Source organism: Ornithinimicrobium sp., from assembly GCF_030537745.1.
Taxonomy (GTDB): Bacteria; Actinomycetota; Actinomycetes; order Actinomycetales; family Dermatophilaceae; genus Ornithinicoccus.
In genome coordinates this window covers 1-15,989 of the sequence record NZ_JAUNVI010000058.1, presented here as the reverse complement: position 1 = coordinate 15,989, position 15,989 = coordinate 1, and the positions used below count along the sequence as shown (strand labels likewise).

Sequence of the window (15,989 nt, the reverse complement as noted above, 5' to 3'; positions counted from 1 at the left end):
TCAGGAAGCCGGTGAGCAGGTTGAGCCAGATAAACCTGCGCCAGCCGACGTTGGCTCGCTCGCAGTCGGCCTCCGACAGATTCAAGTAGGGGGCCACACTGGCGGCGTAGGGCAGCGCGAGGATCCCCGCGAGCGCACCCGGCCAACCGACCGGCAGGACGAGCACCGCGGCCAGAAGATAGCCGACAAAGGCGGCCCGGACGGTGCCTGCGGCCCCCAGCCAGGTCGCGATCGAAGCGATCCCGGCCTCGCGGTCGGCCCGGATGTCCTGGACGGCACCGAAGGCCTGCGAGGCCATGCCCCACACGAAGAAGGCGGCCAGCGCGGCGATCACCGGGGTGGTGGGGGTGGCGTCGGCCAGGGCCAGGCCGAAGACCGCCGGGCTGACGAAGTGGGTGCTGGAGGTGATCGAGTCCAGCACCGGGCGCTCCTTGAACCGCAGGCCGGGGGCCGAGTAGGCGATCACCGCGAAGACGCTCACTGCCAGCACCAGGGTCGAGACCAGGTCGCCCAGGACCACCAGCGCGATGACGAACGGCAGGTTGGTCAGGGCCGCCGCCCAGAGCGTGAGCCGGTGCCAGCGGCGGGAGAGCACGATCCCCTCCAGGCCGCCCTTGCGCGGGTTGCGCAGGTCGGACTCGTAGTCGAAGACGTCGTTCACGCCATACATGAGCAGGTTGTAGGGGATGAGGAACCACACGGTGCCGACGACCAGGGCGAGGGTGAGGCCGCCTCCAGACAGCAGGTATGCCGCCGCGAACGGGTAGGCGGTGTTCACCCAGCTCACCGGTCGGGAGGACCCGAGCAGCTGGCGCAGCGCGGCCCCCACCGGGGAGGCCGACGGGGCCACCGGGGAGGTCCCCGCGACCGGCTGGGTCGGGTTCATCGGACTGGCTCTGCGGGGGTGAGCAGGGCGCGCAGCGACGGAAGGAGCAGCCCGGCCGCCACCGGCCAGGCCAGGTCCTCCAGCGGCGCGTGCCACAGCCGGATCCCCAGCAGCGAGGACTCGTCGAAGCGGAAGAGATCGGCCTGGATCATCACGCTGTCGAAGACGACCGTCAGGACCAGCAGGACGAGGATGCCGATCCCGGTGGTCAGCCACCAGAGGCCGTCGAGGTGGCGGAGCAGGGCGGCGACCGCGGCGACGACGGCGGCGATCACGACGAACACCGCGGCGAGGGAGGCGTAGGTCATCGTCGACCTGCCCCGGTGCGGGCCAGCGTCAGCCCGACCAGCCCATGCATCACCAGGGTGACGTAGCAGAGGAAGGTGATGAAGAGCAGCTCCTCCACCGGCAACTCGGGGGCCAGCATCAGGCCCGTCATCGCGGCGCTCTCGCCCCGGTGGTAGAACCCCTGACCGATCGCGACCACGTCCCAGAGCAGGAAGAAGGCGATGCCGATGGCCAGCACCACCAAGGAGCGGACGGTGTCCCGCCACAGCACCAGCGCAAACCTCGCGTCCAGCAGCATCATGGCTCCGGTGGAGACCAGCAGCGCGGCGGCATAGGCGTAGGGGGTCACGACGCTGCCCCGGCGGTGGAGCCCCCTGCGGTGGTGGCGGGAGAGCCGTGGGCCCCGGGCACCGGTGAAGGCCCCGTGGAGGTGTCTCCGCGCAGGTGCTTGAGCACCAGCTCAGCGCTGATCAGGCACATCGGCAGCCCGATGCCCGGGATCGTGCTGGAGCCGGCGTAGTAGAGGCCCGACACCTTCCGCGACCGGTTGCCCGAGCGAAACATCGCGCTCTGGCGCAGGGTGTGCCCGGGGCCGAGCATGCCGCCGCGCCACGAGGACAGGTCCGCCGCGAAGTCACCGGGGCCGATGGTCTGGCGCACGACCACCCGGTCTGCCAGGTCGGGGACGCCCGCCCACAGCGCGATCTGCGCGATCGCAGCGTCCGCGACCGCCTCGAGCTGCGGGTCACCGTGCCCGTCCACACCACCACGACCCAGGGTGGGGTCGGCCGGGACGGGGACGAGGACGAAAAGGTTTTCGTGGTCCGCGGGGGCGACGCTGGGGTCGGTCGCCGAGGGCTTGCAGACATAGACGGACGCCGGATCCGGCACGGTGCCGCCGAAGATGGCGTCAAAGTTGGCGTGCCAGTCGTGGGTGAAGAAGAGGGAGTGGTGCGGCAGCTGCGGCAGGGCGCCGCGGACGCCGAGCAGCACCAGGACTGCACCCGGGCCAGAGGTCCGCCGGTCCCAATAGGACTGCGGGTAAGTGCGCAGCCGCTGGGGCAGGAGGCGGGTCTCCAGGTGGTGCAGGTCCCCGGCGCCGACCACCACGTCGGCCTGATGGAGGTGCTCACCGCCCTGAGCGTCGATCCAGCGCAGGCCGGTGACGGTGGCGTTGGCTCGACGACCTGCCTTGGACTTCCGGCCGTCGCGGGCGTCGCGGACGTCCTGCGTGGTCACCTCGGTCACTCGTGCCCCGGTGTGGATCCGGACGCCACGGTCGGTGGCGAGGGTGGCGATCGCCGCGATCAGGCGGGTGAAGCCGCCCTGCGGGTAGAGCACGCCGCCGGTCAGATCCAGGGCGCTCATCAGGTGGTAGAGGCTGGGGGCCCGGTCCGGGGAGGAGCCGAGGAAGACCGCCGGGTAGCCGAGCACCTGCCGCAGCCGCACGTCCGTGAAGCGGGACGCCACGAAGGCCTCCAGGGAGCGGGTCAGGAGCGGCAGCAGGCGGGGAAGCTTGCGGACCACGGCCGGGGAGGCCAGCGACAGCGGGTTCGTGAAATTCGTGTAGAGAAAGTGGCGAAGCGCCAGGTCATAGGCCTCGCCCGCAGACGTCAGGTATGCCGCGAGCCGGCGTCCAGCCCCAGGCTCGACCTCCTCAAAAGCGGCCAGGTTGGCGTCGGTGTCGGCAAGGACGTCCAGATGCGGCGGGCGGGGCCCTGGCGGCTCGCCCTCGAAGAAGACTCGGTAGGCGGGATCGAGGCGACGCAGGTCCAGTTGCTCGTCCGAGGACGTGCCCAAGAGCTGGAAGAAGTGGTCGAAGACTTCAGGCATCAGATACCACGACGGGCCGGTGTCGAAGCGAAAACCGCTCGCCTCCCGAGATCCCGCCCGCCCCCCGACGGTGGCCTGCTGCTCGAAGAGGTCCACCTGGTGGCCATCCTGCGCGAGGAGGGCAGCCGTGGCCAGCCCGGCGATGCCACCACCGATGATCGCGACCGTCCTCATCGGCCCACCATCGCACTGCGCGCCAGGATCCGGGCCTTCTGCAGGTCAGGGACGCGGACGCGCTCCCGGCAGATCTGCTCGGCGGGGGTCTGCCGCAGACGTGCCGACAACGCGGCAAACAAGGCGTGCGCGGCATGCACCGCCCGTCGACTGCTGGACGGCAGGTGCGGGATCGAGGTCGCCGCCGCTGACAGGTCGGCGTCAATGTCGTCGAGCAGGAGGTCACGCTCCCGATCGGTAAAGGTGGACAGGTCCACGCCGGGGAAGTAGGCACGCCCCAGCAGAGAGTGGTCGGCATGCAGGTCGCGCAGGAAGTTGACTTTCTGAAAGGCCGCGCCGAGGCGTCGAGCCCCCGGGGCGAGTCGAAGGTAGGTCGCCTCGTCACCGCCGACGAAGACGCGCAGGCACATCAGGCCGACCACCTCGGCTGAGCCGTAGACATAGCCGGACAAGCTCTCCGGGTCATGCACCTGGACGGACAGGTCGACCCGCATCGAGTCGAAGAAAGGGTCGACCAGGTCGCGGCCGATGCCGTGCTGGGCGGCGGTCAGGGCGAAGGCGTGCACCACCAGGTTGGCGCTGCCGCCCTGCTCGATGGCCAGGTAGGTCTCCTCCTCCAAGTCGTCCAGCAGGCGGGCGCGCAGGGAGCGGTCCCACCGCTGTGCCTCGTCATCGACCAGCTCGTCGGCCACCCGGACCAAGGCATAAATGGAGCGCACGTGGGTGCGCACCGGCTCGTGCAGCATGCGGGTCGCCCACCCGAAAGAGGTCGAGTACTCACGGATCACCACCGCGGCGCTGGCACGCGCGGCCCGGTCGTAGGAGGAGGTGGCGGGCAGTGCAGCGGACCGTCGGCGCCGGGGTGTGGCGACCATCAGGCGGCCCCCTGCACCCGGGAGGGGACTGGGCGGGTCGCCGTCGTCGCGAGCCCGGCGCTGCGCTCGCCAAGGGATGACTGCTCGGCCGTCGACGGCACGAGCAGGTCGATGGTGTCCGCGAGGGCCACCGATGCCGGGGCGGGGAGGCTGAGAGCGACCGCCCGCGCGGCCTCGCGCAGCTCCGTGGCGATCGCCTCCACCTGCTGCCGCGCACCGCAGGCGACCAGCAGGTCCCGGGCCTGCTGCGCCTGCTGCGGGGTGAGATCGGGGTTGCCCACGAGCGGTGCCAGCGCGCCCCATACCGAGGAGCTGCGAGCCAGCGTGATCAGCGCGGTGCACTTGCCCTCGCGCAGGTCACAGAGCGGGTCCTTGCCGGTCTGGCTCGCGGTGCCGAAGACCCCGTCGAGGTCGTCGCGCAGCTGGAACGCGATGCCGAGGTAGCGCCCCAACCGCCCCAGGTCGGCCACCATCGCGGCGTCGGCATCGGCCAGGAGCGCGGCGGCCTGCAGGGGGAGCTGGAAGGAGTAGGCGGCCGTCTTCCACTCGGCGATGTCCAGGACCTCGCCGACCGACGCGTCGGCTGTGAGGCTGACCCGCACGTCTGCGAGCTCCCCGGCCGCGCTACGGTGCAGGACGTCCTCCAGGAGGTCGAGCAGCCGGACCACCACCGGGGGGCGGGCCCCGCAGAGCGCCATCTCGCGGACGGCCCCGGCCAGCGCCAGGTCCCCGGCGAGGATGCCGGCTGCGTCGCCGTAGTGACCCGCGCGCTCGGGGGTCGCGCCGACGCCGGTGGCGTGCGCGGAGAAGGTGCCGCCGATGTTGGGTCGACCTCTACGGACCTGGTCGCCGTCGATGACGTCGTCGTGGATCACGAAGGCGGTATGCAGCAACTCCACCGCGTCGCCCACCCGGGCCGCGGTCTGGTGGTCCTGGCCGCCGAGCACGGTGTAGACCTGGGTGAGGAGGGCCGGCCTGAATCTCTTGCCGCCAGCGGTGAGTCCGTGCAGGGTCTCCCAGAGGAGGCCGTCGTGCTCGTCGACCACCTGGGCGCGGCCGGCGGCGAAGAACCGCTGGTGGGCAGAACTTTGTGCCACTGAACTCGCGGCGTGCGGCGCGCTCGAGCACGCCCGGGTGGTGGTGGCGGTCATCGCGGGGCCCCTCTCGTGCCTGGCGGGATCACGTGGACGGTCCCCACGGCTGTGCTAGCAGTTTGCCCCATCGACAAACATCCAACAAACCTCTGACGACACGTGCCGGACTCAGGCATGTTCACGCCCCAGCGGCACGCGCCGCTGCATACCGCTCGAGCGCCTCGCGCCGCTCCTGCGCGTGATCGACGATCCGACGCGGATAGTCGTGCGCATAGCCCTGCTCGTGACGCCACGGCTGATGGACCGCAGCGCCGGGCAGGTGCGCCAGCTCGGGGACCCAGCGCCGCACGTAGTCGCCGTCGGGATCGAAACGCTCGCCCTGCAGCACCGGGTTGAACACGCGGAAGTAGGGCGCGGCGTCGGTCCCGGTGCCGGCCACCCACTGCCAGCCGTGGTTGTTGGACGCCACATCGCCATCGAGGAGCCGGTCCAGAAACCACCGGGCGCCCAGCGGCCACCAGACGTGCAGGTCCTTGGTGAAGAAGCTCGCCGTGATCATCCGCAGCCGGTTGTGCATCCAGCCGGTGGACAGCAGCTGGCGCATCCCGGCATCGACGATGGGATAGCCGGTGCGCCCCTGCTGCCAGGCCTCGATCGCGTCAAGTGGCTGGTCGTAGCGCAGCCCGGCCAGCTGCGGCCGCAGGTCATGCCAGGCGCTGTCCGGCCGACGGGCCAGCACGTCGGCGTAGAACTCCCGCCAGGCCAGCTCGGTGACGAAGGACCGGACCCCTGGCGCAGTCTCGTCGTCGAGGTCGGCGAGCAGCGTGCGCGGGTGCACGGCCCCGACCTTGAGGTAGGTGGACAGCTGGCTGGTGCCGTCCAGGTCGGGTCGGTCACGACCTTTGTGGTAGTCGTGCAGCCCGTCCTTGCGGAACGCTCGCCAGCGCTTCAGCGCCGCGCGCTCGCCGGCGGGTGGCAGTGGCGGCAGGCCGTCCTGGGTGACTGCGTCGGTGAGCAGGCGCTCAGCCTCCTGGTCGCTGGACAGGTCGACCAAGTCGAGATCGTCGGGGCGTGGCGCGGGGGCTGGCCAGCCGTGCTCCCGCCAGGCCCGGGCGAAGGGGGTGAACACCTGGTAGGGATCGCCGGAGCCGGAGCGCACCAGGCCGGGGCCGACGGCATACGGGGATCCGGTCTCCACCCAGTCGGCGCCAGCCTCCTGCACCGCGGCAGCGACCTGGGCGTCCCGGCGGGCACCGTAGGCAGAGGTCTCGCGGCTGACGTGCACCGAGGCGGCACCGACCTCGCGCACCACGCGGGGAAGGACCTCGAGCGGATCACCCAGCCGCACCGCGAGAGCGCCGCCATACTCCTGCCGGGCCGCCTGCACGGAGGCCGCCAACCATGCCCGACGCACCGGCCCACCGCGCGCCCAGAGCCCGGGGTCGACGACGAAGAGCACCGCCACCCCGCCGCTGGCCGCGGCGTCACGCGCGGCGAGGAGGGCGGGATGGTCTGCCCGACGCAGGTCACGGCGGAGCCAGAGGACGGAGGTCATGGCTCCAGTCTAGGAACACTCAGGCTGCCTCGACAAACTATTGACAAAGATTTGACAAAGATGAATCCAAAGCGCATCTGTCGCCCGTAGTAGTAGGTGAGGGCGGAAACCTTCCGCCCCTACAACAAGGAGCCCCATCATGCGTAGGACCACCACCATCGCCCTGCTCGCCGGCCTCGCGTCGACCGCCTTCGTGGCAGCCCCCGCCCTCGCCGCCGATGGCGACGCCACCGTCTCTGTCCTGCACGGCGTGCCGGGCCTGACCGTCGACGTCTATGTCAACGGCGCGGAGACCATCCCCGACTTCAAGCCGGGCACCCTCACCGACCCGCTGATGCTGCCCGCAGGCAGCTACGACATCGCCGTCTACGCCGACGGTGACACCCCCGACTCCGCAGAGCCCGCACTGTCCGCCGACGGCCTCGAGGTGCCCGCTGGCGCCAACCTGACCCTCGCCGCGCACCTGGCCGAGGACGGCACCCCGATGCTGAGCGCCTTCGTCAACGACATCTCCCAGACGGCCCCGGGCGAGGCTCGCCTGACCGTCCGCCACGCGGCCGCCGCGCCCGCCGTGGACGTCCGCGCCGGTGAGACCCCCGTCATCGAGGGCCTGACCAACCCGAACGAGAAGGTGCTCAACCTGCCCGCCGGTATGGTGTCCGCGGACGTCGTGCTCGCCGGCACCGACACCGTCGTGCTCGGCCCGGCCGACCTGGACCTGAAGGAAGGCACCAACACCATCGTTTACGCCTGGGGCTCCGCCGCCGATGAGAACCTGGACCTCGCGGTGCAGACCATCTCCGGCCTGCACAGCAACCCGGAGGGTGTCCCCACCGGTCAGGGCGGCCTCGTCGACAATGGCGCGCTGCTCGTGCTGGCCATGGCAGGCGTCGCTGGCGCCGTCATCGCCGGTCGTCGCGTGGTTCGCTCCGAGCGGGTCTGACCCGTGGGCCAGCGCACCGCCCAACACCGACGTGGTCGGTTGAGCCTGGTCGCGTTCGTCGTGACCCTGGCCAGCCTGGTCCTCGTGGGCTGGGCGGTGCGCGGCCTCCTGCTGGACCCCTTGCCGGCCACGGCAGACTTCGGGTCTCCTACGGTGTCCGTCGACCTCTCGCACCTGACGTCGAGCGCCGCGGACAGTCCCTTCCCGGCGGCGGCCCGCTCCTCCGCCGCCACCTCCCCGCCGACCGCCGCCACCCCGGCGGCGGCGGGGAGCCCGGCCACCGCGGCCGGCGCCATCCCCGAGCCGGGACGGTCCTCGGCCGCGCCCACCGCAGTGGTGCAGCAGGTCGCACCCGTCCGCCTGAGTGTCCCGTCGCTGGAGATGGACGTCGCCCTGGATGCCGTGGGCATCGCCAAGGACGGGCAGATGCAGATCCCCGAGGACGCAGACCGGGCCGGCTGGTACCAGTACGGAGCGACGCCCGGCGCAGACACCGGCTCGGTCGTCGTGGCGGGGCACGTCGACTCCCGCACCGGTCCGGGTGCATTCCTGGCGCTGACCAAGGTGCGCGAGGGCGCCGAAGTCGTGGTCGAGTCCGCCGACGGGACGAGCACGACCTACCGCGTGATCGGCAGCGAGCAGCTCGCCAAGGGAGACCTCGCCGTGCAGGAGATCTTCCGTCGGGACGGTGATCCGGTGCTACGCCTCGTCACCTGCACCGGAGACTGGTCGCCGCGCACCGGCCACTACACCGACAACCTCGTCATCACCGCGGCACCGCTGGGATGAGCGGTGAATCTCCTAGAGTGGCGGTATGACCGATGCGATGACCGCGGAGGCGCAGATCGGCGCGGCATGGATGCAGGGGGCGGAGGAAGCCCTCGAGCTTGCCTATGCGCGCTGGAGTCCGCTGGTGCATGGCCTAGCCCGCAAAGCGGTCGGACCGGTCGACGCCGAGGACATCACCCAGCAGGTCTTCCTGTCGGCCTGGCGGGCCCGCACCACCTACAACCCCGACCACGGGCCGATGGGCGCCTGGCTGGTCGGCATCACCCGGCGGGCGGTGGCTGACGTGCTCCGCCAACGACATCGGGGCAGCGAGGTGCCCAGCGCGCTAGAGGAGGATGACCACGGCGTCGACCTGCCCTGGGAGGACGCCGACCGCGACGACCTCCTGGCAATCTATGAGGAGCTGGAGCGGATCGGTGACCCGCCCCGCCAGATCCTGCTGCTCGCCTACGTGCACGACAAGACACAAAAAGAGATCGCCGAGCACCTCTCGTTGCCGCTAGGCACCGTCAAGACCCACACGACCCGGACCCTGGCCCGGCTACGCACTCTCATGGGAGGTGCCCAATGATCGAGAACCGCAGCGATCCTGGCGCTGACCCCGGCTCCAACGAACCCGCGAAGGTTGCCCCGGAGGACCTTCGCGCGGTCACTCTGCTGCGACGGGCAGGAGCCGTCGAGACGCCGCCGCCCCCCCACATCTGGGAGAGCGTGCGCACGGCAGTCACGGCCACTGCGGGTGACCGGCCCGGCCTGCGGCTTGTCCGCGGGGAGGGACGCACCCGCAGCCATGGTCACCGTCAGGGTGGCGCCGGCGGCTGGGCCGGTGGCGTCGCCAAGCTGCTCGTCGCGGCCGCGGTGGGTGGCTTGGTCACCTGGGGCGGGCTGGAGATGAGCGGCGTCCGTGACTCCGGCGACGACGGGGGTGTGCTCCTGGCCAGCGGCGATCTGTCCGCACTCACGGTGGACGGCACCGACGGCAGCGCCTCGGTCGTGGAGGTCGACGGACAGAAGCGCCTGCGCGTGCGCCTCAGCTCCTCTCTTAACCCAGAGGACGGCTATCTGGAAGTCTGGCTCCTGCGCCCGGACGTCTCAGGGCTGGTGACCCTCGGGGTGCTGGAGGGTGAGACCGCTGACTTTCCGCTGCCGGAGGGACTCGACCTGACGGAGTATGCCGTGGTCGACATCTCCCGAGAGCACATGGACGGCGACCCCGGGCATGGTGGCGCCAGCCTGGTGCGAGGGCAGGTCGGGTGAGCACACTGCTGCGTGATCGCCTCGTCGTCTCCCTGGCGGCGGTCGTCTGGATCGCCGGCACCGTGCTCGGGACCGGTCTGGTCGGCGGTGGGGGCGTCCAGTCACAAGGGGAGGGGCTGTTCTCCGACAGCGCGACGTTGATCGCACCGCACGGCCCCGCCTTCGGCATCTGGTCGGTTATCTATTTGCTGCTCGCGGGCTATGTCCTGTGGCAGTGGTTGCCGCGGACCGATGACTCGGTGCGCGCGGCGAGGACCCGACTGCCGGCAGCGGGCTCGTTGGTCCTCAATGGGGTGTGGCTGCTCGTGGTCTTTGCCGGCTGGCTCACCATCTCGGTGGCCGTGATGGCAGGCATCGTGGTCTGTCTGGGCGTCATCTTGCGGCGCAGCGCCAGCCTGCCATCCGAAGGTCCGATGGCCGCGGTCCTGGTGTCAGCGACATTCGGTCTCTACCTCGGCTGGATCTGCGTGGCCACCTGCGCCAACATCGCCAGCTGGCTGGTCGGCCTGGGGATCGCGGCCGAGGGCACCGGACCCACTGCGACCACCGTCGGCGTGCTCGCCGTCGTGGTGGCGCTCGCCGGCTACCTGCTGACCCGGACCCCAGACCGGGTGCTGCTCGCCGGCTTGGCCGCCGCGATCACCTGGGGGCTGGCGTGGGTGGCCGTCGGCCGGCTGACCGGTGACCTCCGCAACCAAGTGGTGGGACTCGCCGCCGCAGTGGCTGCCCTCGCGGTCGTCGCTCTCTGGGTTTGGGTCGCGACCCACGGGTCGCGCGCCGTTGGCCAGCACCGCCCCATGCGCTCGCTTCCTCCACAGACGACGACGGCCGGGTGAATCCAGTCATCGTCAATCCCGTCACCGAGCTGCGACGCTTCCTGCGCGCGTCCCTGCTCACCCCTGTCCCTCGCAGCCAGCGCGACCCGGCCAGCGTCCTTCGTCGCCGCCGGGTGGTCTCCGCGATCACCCTGCTGGTCGGGGCCGCGATGCTGTGGTGGTCCCTAAAGCTCCCTCCCGGGGATCCGATGTTTTACGTCGGCACCGCCGGACTGGCAGTGACGTGGATCGTCGGCGCGTTGCTCTCCGGCCCGCTCTACCTCGGTCGCGCACACACCCGCGCGGGCACGTCATACGCCCGACCTGTCGTCCAGTCACTGGTGCTGGGGGGCCTGCTGCTGGCCGTCTTCCTGGCCGGCGCGGTGGTGGTGGCGCAGGTGCCGCTGCTTCGCGGGCCGGTCGACGACCTGCTCGACCACGCCCGCTACGGCTCGCTGCCGCTGGTGCTGGTGATCACCATGGTCAACGGGATAGCGGAGGAGATCTTCTTCCGCGGGGCGCTCTACGCCGCCATCCCGCAACAGGTCACGGTGGCCGTGACCACCCTCGTCTACGCACTCACCACTGTTGTCGTCGGTGTGCCCCTGCTCGTCCTCGCTGCGCTCAGCCTCGGGCTGGTCTGCGGACTGCAACGGCGGGTCACCGGCGGCGTGCTCGGCCCGGTCCTGACCCACATCACGTGGTCGGCCGGCATGCTCCTCCTTCTGCCACCGCTACTCTCCACATTGAGGTAATACCGATGAACGCACCACGCACTGCCCTGGTCACTGGCGCCTCCGGCTATGTCGGAGGGCTGCTCGTCCCGAAACTGCTGGACGCGGGTTACGCCGTCCGGGTGCTCACGCGCTCCGGCGACCTGGACGCCGCGTGGGCGGATCAGGTCGACGTCCACCAGGGGGACGCCTCCGAGGAGGACGACCTGCGCTCCGCGCTGAGCGGGGTCGACGTCGCCTACTACCTGATCCACTCGATGGACGGCGGCGGTGACTTCGTCGGGCGGGACCGAGAGATGGCCCAGGGCTTCGCGGACGCAGCCGCCGCAGCGTCGGTGTCCCGCATCGTCTACCTCTCCGGCCTGCACCCCGAAGGCAAGCTGTCGACCCACCTGGCCTCCCGGGTGGAGGTCGGCCAGATCCTGCTCGACTCCGGCGTGCCGACAGCGGTCCTGCAGGCCGCGACCGTGATCGGTGCAGGCTCCGTCAGCTTTGAGATGCTGCGCTATCTGACCACCCGGCTGCCCGCGATGATCGCGCCGCAGTGGCTGAACAACCGCATCCAGCCAGTCGGGATCGACGACGTCCTGCACTGGCTCATCGCGGCTGCCGACCTCCCCTCGGAGGTGAGCCGGACCTTCGATATCGGGGGCCCGGACGTGCTCACCTACCGGGAGATGATGCAGGCCTTCGCGAAGGAGACCGGTCAGCGGCCGCGCCTCATCTTCACCCTGCCGGTGATGACGCCCTGGCTGGCCAGCCACTGGGTCGGTGTGGTGACGCCGGTAGACGCCGGGGTGGCCAAGCCGTTGGTCGGCTCGCTGGTGCACGAGGTGGTCTGCCGGGAGCACGACCTGACCGCAATGGTCGGGGAGCCGGACGGCGGGGTGACGCCCTACCGCGAGGCGGTCCGCCGCGCGATGGACGGGGTAGAGAACGACCCTGCGCACGCCACCGCGATCGCCGGGGGCCTCGCCCTGGCGGCGGGCTCCGTGGTCCTCGGCGTCTGGCTGGCCGTGCGTCGTCACCGGCGCTCGTGACGAGCCACGCATTGTGCGCTCGACATGCCCGCCGCCCTGCTGGGACATAGGGTCGATCGGGTGATCCGGTTCGAGAGTGTGACCAAGACCTACGACGGTGGCACGACCGCCGTCGACAGCCTCGACCTGGAGATCCCACGAGGCGAGATCACTGTGCTCGTCGGGCCTTCGGGCTGCGGCAAGACGACCTCGCTGCGGATGATCAACCGGATGGTCGACCCGACCTCGGGGCGCATCCTCATCGACGACGAGGACGTGATGGACAGGCCGGCGGCCCAGCTGCGGCGCAGCATCGGCTATGTCATCCAGCACGCTGGCCTCTTCCCCCACCGCACCGTCCTAGCCAACGTGATGACCGTGCCGCGGCTGCTGGGCTGGGACCGGTCGCGCTCGCGGCAGGCCGCGATGGAGGCGATCGAGAAGGTCGGCCTGACCGCCGACCAGGCCCGGCGCTATCCCTCCCAGCTCTCCGGCGGCCAGCAGCAGCGGGTCGGCGTCGCGCGGGCGCTGGCCAGCGGACCCGAGCTGGTGCTCATGGACGAGCCGTTCAGCGCGGTGGACCCGCTCGCCCGCGCCGACCTGCAGTCCGAGCTCCTCCGCCTCCAGGCCGACCTCGGCATCACCGTCGTCCTGGTCACCCACGACATCGACGAGGCGCTCCTCCTGGGGCACAAGATCGCGGTCATGCGCCAGGGCGGGCACCTCGCGCAGTTCGCGGCGCCCGCCGAGTTGCTCGCCGACCCGGCCGACGACTTCGTGGCCAACTTCGTCGGCAAGGACCGCGGCTATCGTGCCCTCGGGTTCGCCACCGCCGGGGTGGAGCCGCGGCCCGAACGCACCTACCGGCTCGGCGACGCCATACCGGCTGGCTCTGGCTGGGTGCTCGCCGTCGACGACGCCGGCCTGCCGATCGGCTGGGCGCACGCCAACGGTTGGGGCGGGCCGCTGGCCGCCGAACGGCTGCACCGCCTCGGCACGTTGGCCGCGCCGGACTCGAGCGCCCGGACCTTCCTGGACGCCGCGCTCTCCTCGCCCAGCCACCGCGGGGTGGTCGTGGCGGACGGTCAGGTGGTCGGGACGGTCGGCGCGGAAGAGGTCCTGGCCGCCCTCGACGAGGGTCGCTCGGCGCGTCCGGGGGAGCACGCGGAGCCGTCCGCCTCGTGAGCATCCTCGGCGTCGACTGGGCGACCATCGGAGACCTCACCCTGAGGCATCTTTATCTAGCGGGCGTCCCCCTGCTCATCGGCCTGGCCATCAGCTTGCCGCTGGGGTGGCTGGCGCACCGTCTGCGCTGGCTCGGGCCGCCGATCATCGGGGGGACCGGCCTGCTCTACACGATCCCCTCGCTCGCGCTTTTCATCATGCTGCCGCTGATCCTGGGGACCCAGATCCTGGACGACTCCAACGTCCTGGTGGCGATGACGCTCTATAGCGTCGCCCTGCTCACGCGCACCGTCGCCGACGGGCTCGCCTCCGTCCCCACCGCCGTGCGAGCCGCGGCGACCGCGATCGGGTATGGCGAGCTGCGGCGCCTGGTCGCGGTCGACCTGCCCCTCGCCATCCCGGTCATCACCGCCGGGATGCGGGTGACGGCAGTCAGCAATGTGTCGATCGTCTCGATCGCCGCGCTGATCGGGGTGTCCCAGCTCGGGATGCTGTTCACCGAGGGCTTCAACCGCAACGCGATGGGGCCGATCGTGGTCGGGGTCGGCGCGTGCGTCGCGCTCTCGATGTCGCTGGACGCGCTCATCGCGCTCGCGTCCCGGCTGCTCACCCCCTGGCTGACCAGGTCGGTGGCGACATGAACGCCGCGCTCCTGGCGACGTGGGAGTGGTTCACCGATCCGGCCAACTGGGCGGGATCCGGCGGCATCCCGTCCCAGACGATCGCACACCTGCGCTACTCCCTCATCGCGCTCGTGATCGCCGCGCTGATCGCGATCCCGCTCGGGCTGTGGGTGGGGCACACCGGCAAGGGCCGCTGGCTGGCGGTCAACATCACCGGCGCCTTCCGCGCCATACCCTCCCTTGGCGTGCTCTTCATCGCGGTGCTCCTGCTGCTGCCCAGGCTCAAGGGTGAGCTCGCCTTTGAGGCGCCCGCGCTGATCGTGCTGGTCCTGCTGGCGGTCCCGCCGATCCTGTCGGGCACCTACGCCGGCGTGCAGGCGACCGACCGTGCGGCGCGCGACGCGGCCAGGGGTATGGGGATGACCGGCAGCCAGGTGCTCTCCCAGGTGGAGCTCCCCGGCGCGTTGCCGCTGATCATGTCCGGCGTGCGCTCGGCGATGCTGCAGATCATCGCGACCGCGACGATCGCGGCGATCGTGGGTCTGGGTGGGCTGGGCCGATATCTCATCGACGGGCAGGCCAGCCGTGACTATGGCCAAATGGCCGGCGGCGCCCTCGTCGTGGCCGCCCTCGCCCTCCTCGTCGACCTCGTGCTGGCCGCGATCCAGCGGCTCGCGGTGTCGCCCGGCCTGACTCAAGGCGCGAGATAGCCTCGACTGCGTCAGACTGGAAGGGTCAGGCCGCTGCGGCTCGTCAATCTCGGGAGTTCCTATGCGTCGAATCTCTGTGCTCGCTCTGTCCCTGTCCGCGATGGTCACTCTGTCCGCGTGCGGTGGAGGCGGTGACCCGATGGACGCCCCGGCAAAACCGTCGAGCCCATCCAGCCCGTCGGACATGGACGGGACGGGCGGTGACGACGCCAGCGCTACCTCGGCTGGCGATGCGGCCGGTGGTGACCCGGGGTCGGTGATCGTGGCCTCGGCCAACTTCCCGGAGAATGTGCTGCTCGCCGAGATCTATGCGGCGGCTCTGTCCGATGCCGGCGTCGACGTGACCAAGAAGCTCAACATCGGCAGCCGGGAGACCTATATCGCGGGCCTGGAGGACGGGTCGATCGACCTGATCCCGGAGTACACCGGTGGCCTGGCGACCTACCTCAACCCCGAGATCACCGCGACCTCCTCCGAGGACGTCCTCAAGGACGCGCAGGACAATCTGCCCGCGGACCTGCAGCTGCTGGACATCAGCCAGGCCGAGGACAAGGACAGCCTCGTGGTCACCAAAGAGACCGCCGACAAGCTGGGCCTGGCCTCGATCGCGGACCTCAAGGACAAGGCCGCTGACCTCGTGCTCGGCGGGCCGCCGGAGTTCGAGACGCGGCCCAACGGCGTGGACGGCCTCAAGACGATCTATGGGTTGGACTTCAAGAAGTTCCGCTCGCTCGCTGCTGGCTCCAACCTCACGGTGCAGGCGCTCAAGAACGGTCAGGTCGACGTCGCCAACATCTTCACCACCGACCCGGCCGTCGGCGAGAACGGCTTCGTCGTCCTGGACGACCCGGAGTCGCTCTTCGCCGCGCAAAACATCGTGCCGCTGATCACCAAGGATGCCGTCAACCCCGCCGTCGAAGAGGCCCTCAACGGCGTCTCCGCCGCGCTGGACACCGACATCCTCACGCAGATGATGGTCAAGGTCGTCAGTGACGGCCAGGACCCGGCCGATGTCGCGCGAGAGTTCGTCGACGGCATGTGAGCGCGCTTCGGTGCGCTTGACTCGTGCTCCAGACTCGTGATCTTGACTCGTGCACGCGCCTGACTCGTGCTCCGGACTCGGGCGCCGGCCGGGTGCGCCTGCCTGACTCGTGCGCCGGCCTGAGCGGTGAGACTGCCTGAGCGGTGAGCCTGTGCGGTGGCTCCGGG

General features: G+C 70.7%; 18 protein-coding genes. 11 read left to right on the top strand and 7 right to left on the bottom strand.

The window, feature by feature from the left end; genetic code table 11:
- From Q4P07_RS11510 to Q4P07_RS11480, 7 genes are all read right to left on the bottom strand, one after another.
- On the bottom strand, window positions 1-886 hold an 886-nt coding region (locus Q4P07_RS11510; RefSeq protein WP_303375063.1), incomplete at its 3' end, for a prenyltransferase.
- Window positions 883-1,194, bottom strand: coding sequence for a lycopene cyclase domain-containing protein (locus Q4P07_RS11505; protein ID WP_303375062.1), 312 nt, complete (start codon window positions 1,192-1,194; stop codon window positions 883-885). The genes Q4P07_RS11505 and Q4P07_RS11510, both read right to left, overlap by 4 nt.
- A complete protein-coding gene (locus Q4P07_RS11500) occupies window positions 1,191-1,523 on the bottom strand; it encodes a lycopene cyclase domain-containing protein (RefSeq protein WP_303375061.1) in 333 nt (110 codons plus the stop codon). The genes Q4P07_RS11505 and Q4P07_RS11500 overlap by 4 nt, the downstream gene beginning before the upstream one ends.
- Window positions 1,520-3,181, bottom strand: coding sequence for a phytoene desaturase family protein (crtI, locus tag Q4P07_RS11495; RefSeq protein ID WP_303375060.1), 1,662 nt, complete (start codon window positions 3,179-3,181; stop codon window positions 1,520-1,522). Before crtI ends, Q4P07_RS11500 begins: the two co-directional genes overlap by 4 nt.
- The gene (locus tag Q4P07_RS11490) at window positions 3,178-4,056 is read right to left on the bottom strand and encodes a squalene/phytoene synthase family protein (protein ID WP_303375059.1); all 879 of its coding nucleotides are present in this window, start codon (window positions 4,054-4,056) and stop codon (window positions 3,178-3,180) included. Before Q4P07_RS11490 ends, crtI begins: the two co-directional genes overlap by 4 nt.
- Window positions 4,056-5,207: a polyprenyl synthetase family protein gene (locus tag Q4P07_RS11485; protein ID WP_303375058.1), complete on the bottom strand. Its 1,152-nt coding sequence runs from the start codon at window positions 5,205-5,207 to the stop codon at window positions 4,056-4,058. Before Q4P07_RS11485 ends, Q4P07_RS11490 begins: the two co-directional genes overlap by 1 nt.
- Window positions 5,208-5,328: 121 nt before the next feature.
- On the bottom strand, window positions 5,329-6,705 hold the full coding sequence (locus tag Q4P07_RS11480; RefSeq protein WP_303375057.1) for a deoxyribodipyrimidine photo-lyase: 1,377 nt from the start codon (window positions 6,703-6,705) through the stop codon (window positions 5,329-5,331).
- Between the two features lie 139 nt (window positions 6,706-6,844).
- Here Q4P07_RS11480 and Q4P07_RS11475 point away from each other — a divergent pair, with 139 nt between their 5' ends.
- The 11 genes from Q4P07_RS11475 (at window position 6,845) to Q4P07_RS11425 (ending at window position 15,822) form a co-directional block, all read left to right on the top strand.
- On the top strand, window positions 6,845-7,648 hold the full coding sequence (locus tag Q4P07_RS11475; RefSeq protein ID WP_303375056.1) for a DUF4397 domain-containing protein: 804 nt from the start codon (window positions 6,845-6,847) through the stop codon (window positions 7,646-7,648).
- 39 nt (window positions 7,649-7,687) lie between these two features.
- The gene (locus Q4P07_RS11470; protein WP_303375055.1) at window positions 7,688-8,437 is read left to right on the top strand and encodes a class F sortase; all 750 of its coding nucleotides are present in this window, start codon (window positions 7,688-7,690) and stop codon (window positions 8,435-8,437) included.
- A gap of 25 nt (window positions 8,438-8,462) precedes the next feature.
- Window positions 8,463-9,008, top strand: coding sequence for an RNA polymerase sigma factor (locus Q4P07_RS11465; RefSeq protein WP_303375054.1), 546 nt, complete (start codon window positions 8,463-8,465; stop codon window positions 9,006-9,008).
- Entirely contained in the window at window positions 9,005-9,694 is a 690-nt protein-coding gene (locus Q4P07_RS11460) for an anti-sigma factor (protein WP_303375053.1), read from the top strand. The genes Q4P07_RS11465 and Q4P07_RS11460 overlap by 4 nt, the downstream gene beginning before the upstream one ends.
- Window positions 9,691-10,530, top strand: a complete 840-nt coding sequence (locus Q4P07_RS11455) for a TspO/MBR family protein (RefSeq protein ID WP_303375052.1) — start codon at window positions 9,691-9,693, stop codon at window positions 10,528-10,530. The genes Q4P07_RS11460 and Q4P07_RS11455 overlap by 4 nt, the downstream gene beginning before the upstream one ends.
- Window positions 10,527-11,264, top strand: a complete 738-nt coding sequence (locus tag Q4P07_RS11450) for a CPBP family intramembrane glutamic endopeptidase (RefSeq protein ID WP_303375051.1) — start codon at window positions 10,527-10,529, stop codon at window positions 11,262-11,264. Before Q4P07_RS11455 ends, Q4P07_RS11450 begins: the two co-directional genes overlap by 4 nt.
- A 5-nt stretch (window positions 11,265-11,269) precedes the next feature.
- The gene (locus Q4P07_RS11445) at window positions 11,270-12,283 is read left to right on the top strand and encodes an NAD(P)H-binding protein (protein ID WP_303375050.1); all 1,014 of its coding nucleotides are present in this window, start codon (window positions 11,270-11,272) and stop codon (window positions 12,281-12,283) included.
- Window positions 12,284-12,343: 60 nt separating this feature from the next.
- A complete protein-coding gene (locus Q4P07_RS11440) occupies window positions 12,344-13,447 on the top strand; it encodes an ABC transporter ATP-binding protein (RefSeq protein ID WP_303375049.1) in 1,104 nt (367 codons plus the stop codon).
- Window positions 13,444-14,088: an ABC transporter permease gene (locus tag Q4P07_RS11435; protein ID WP_303375048.1), complete on the top strand. Its 645-nt coding sequence runs from the start codon at window positions 13,444-13,446 to the stop codon at window positions 14,086-14,088. Before Q4P07_RS11440 ends, Q4P07_RS11435 begins: the two co-directional genes overlap by 4 nt.
- Window positions 14,085-14,780, top strand: a complete 696-nt coding sequence (locus Q4P07_RS11430) for an ABC transporter permease (RefSeq protein ID WP_303375047.1) — start codon at window positions 14,085-14,087, stop codon at window positions 14,778-14,780. Before Q4P07_RS11435 ends, Q4P07_RS11430 begins: the two co-directional genes overlap by 4 nt.
- Window positions 14,781-14,841: 61 nt before the next feature.
- The gene (locus Q4P07_RS11425; RefSeq protein ID WP_303375046.1) at window positions 14,842-15,822 is read left to right on the top strand and encodes an ABC transporter substrate-binding protein; all 981 of its coding nucleotides are present in this window, start codon (window positions 14,842-14,844) and stop codon (window positions 15,820-15,822) included.
- The last annotated feature ends 167 nt before the right edge of the window (window positions 15,823-15,989 follow it).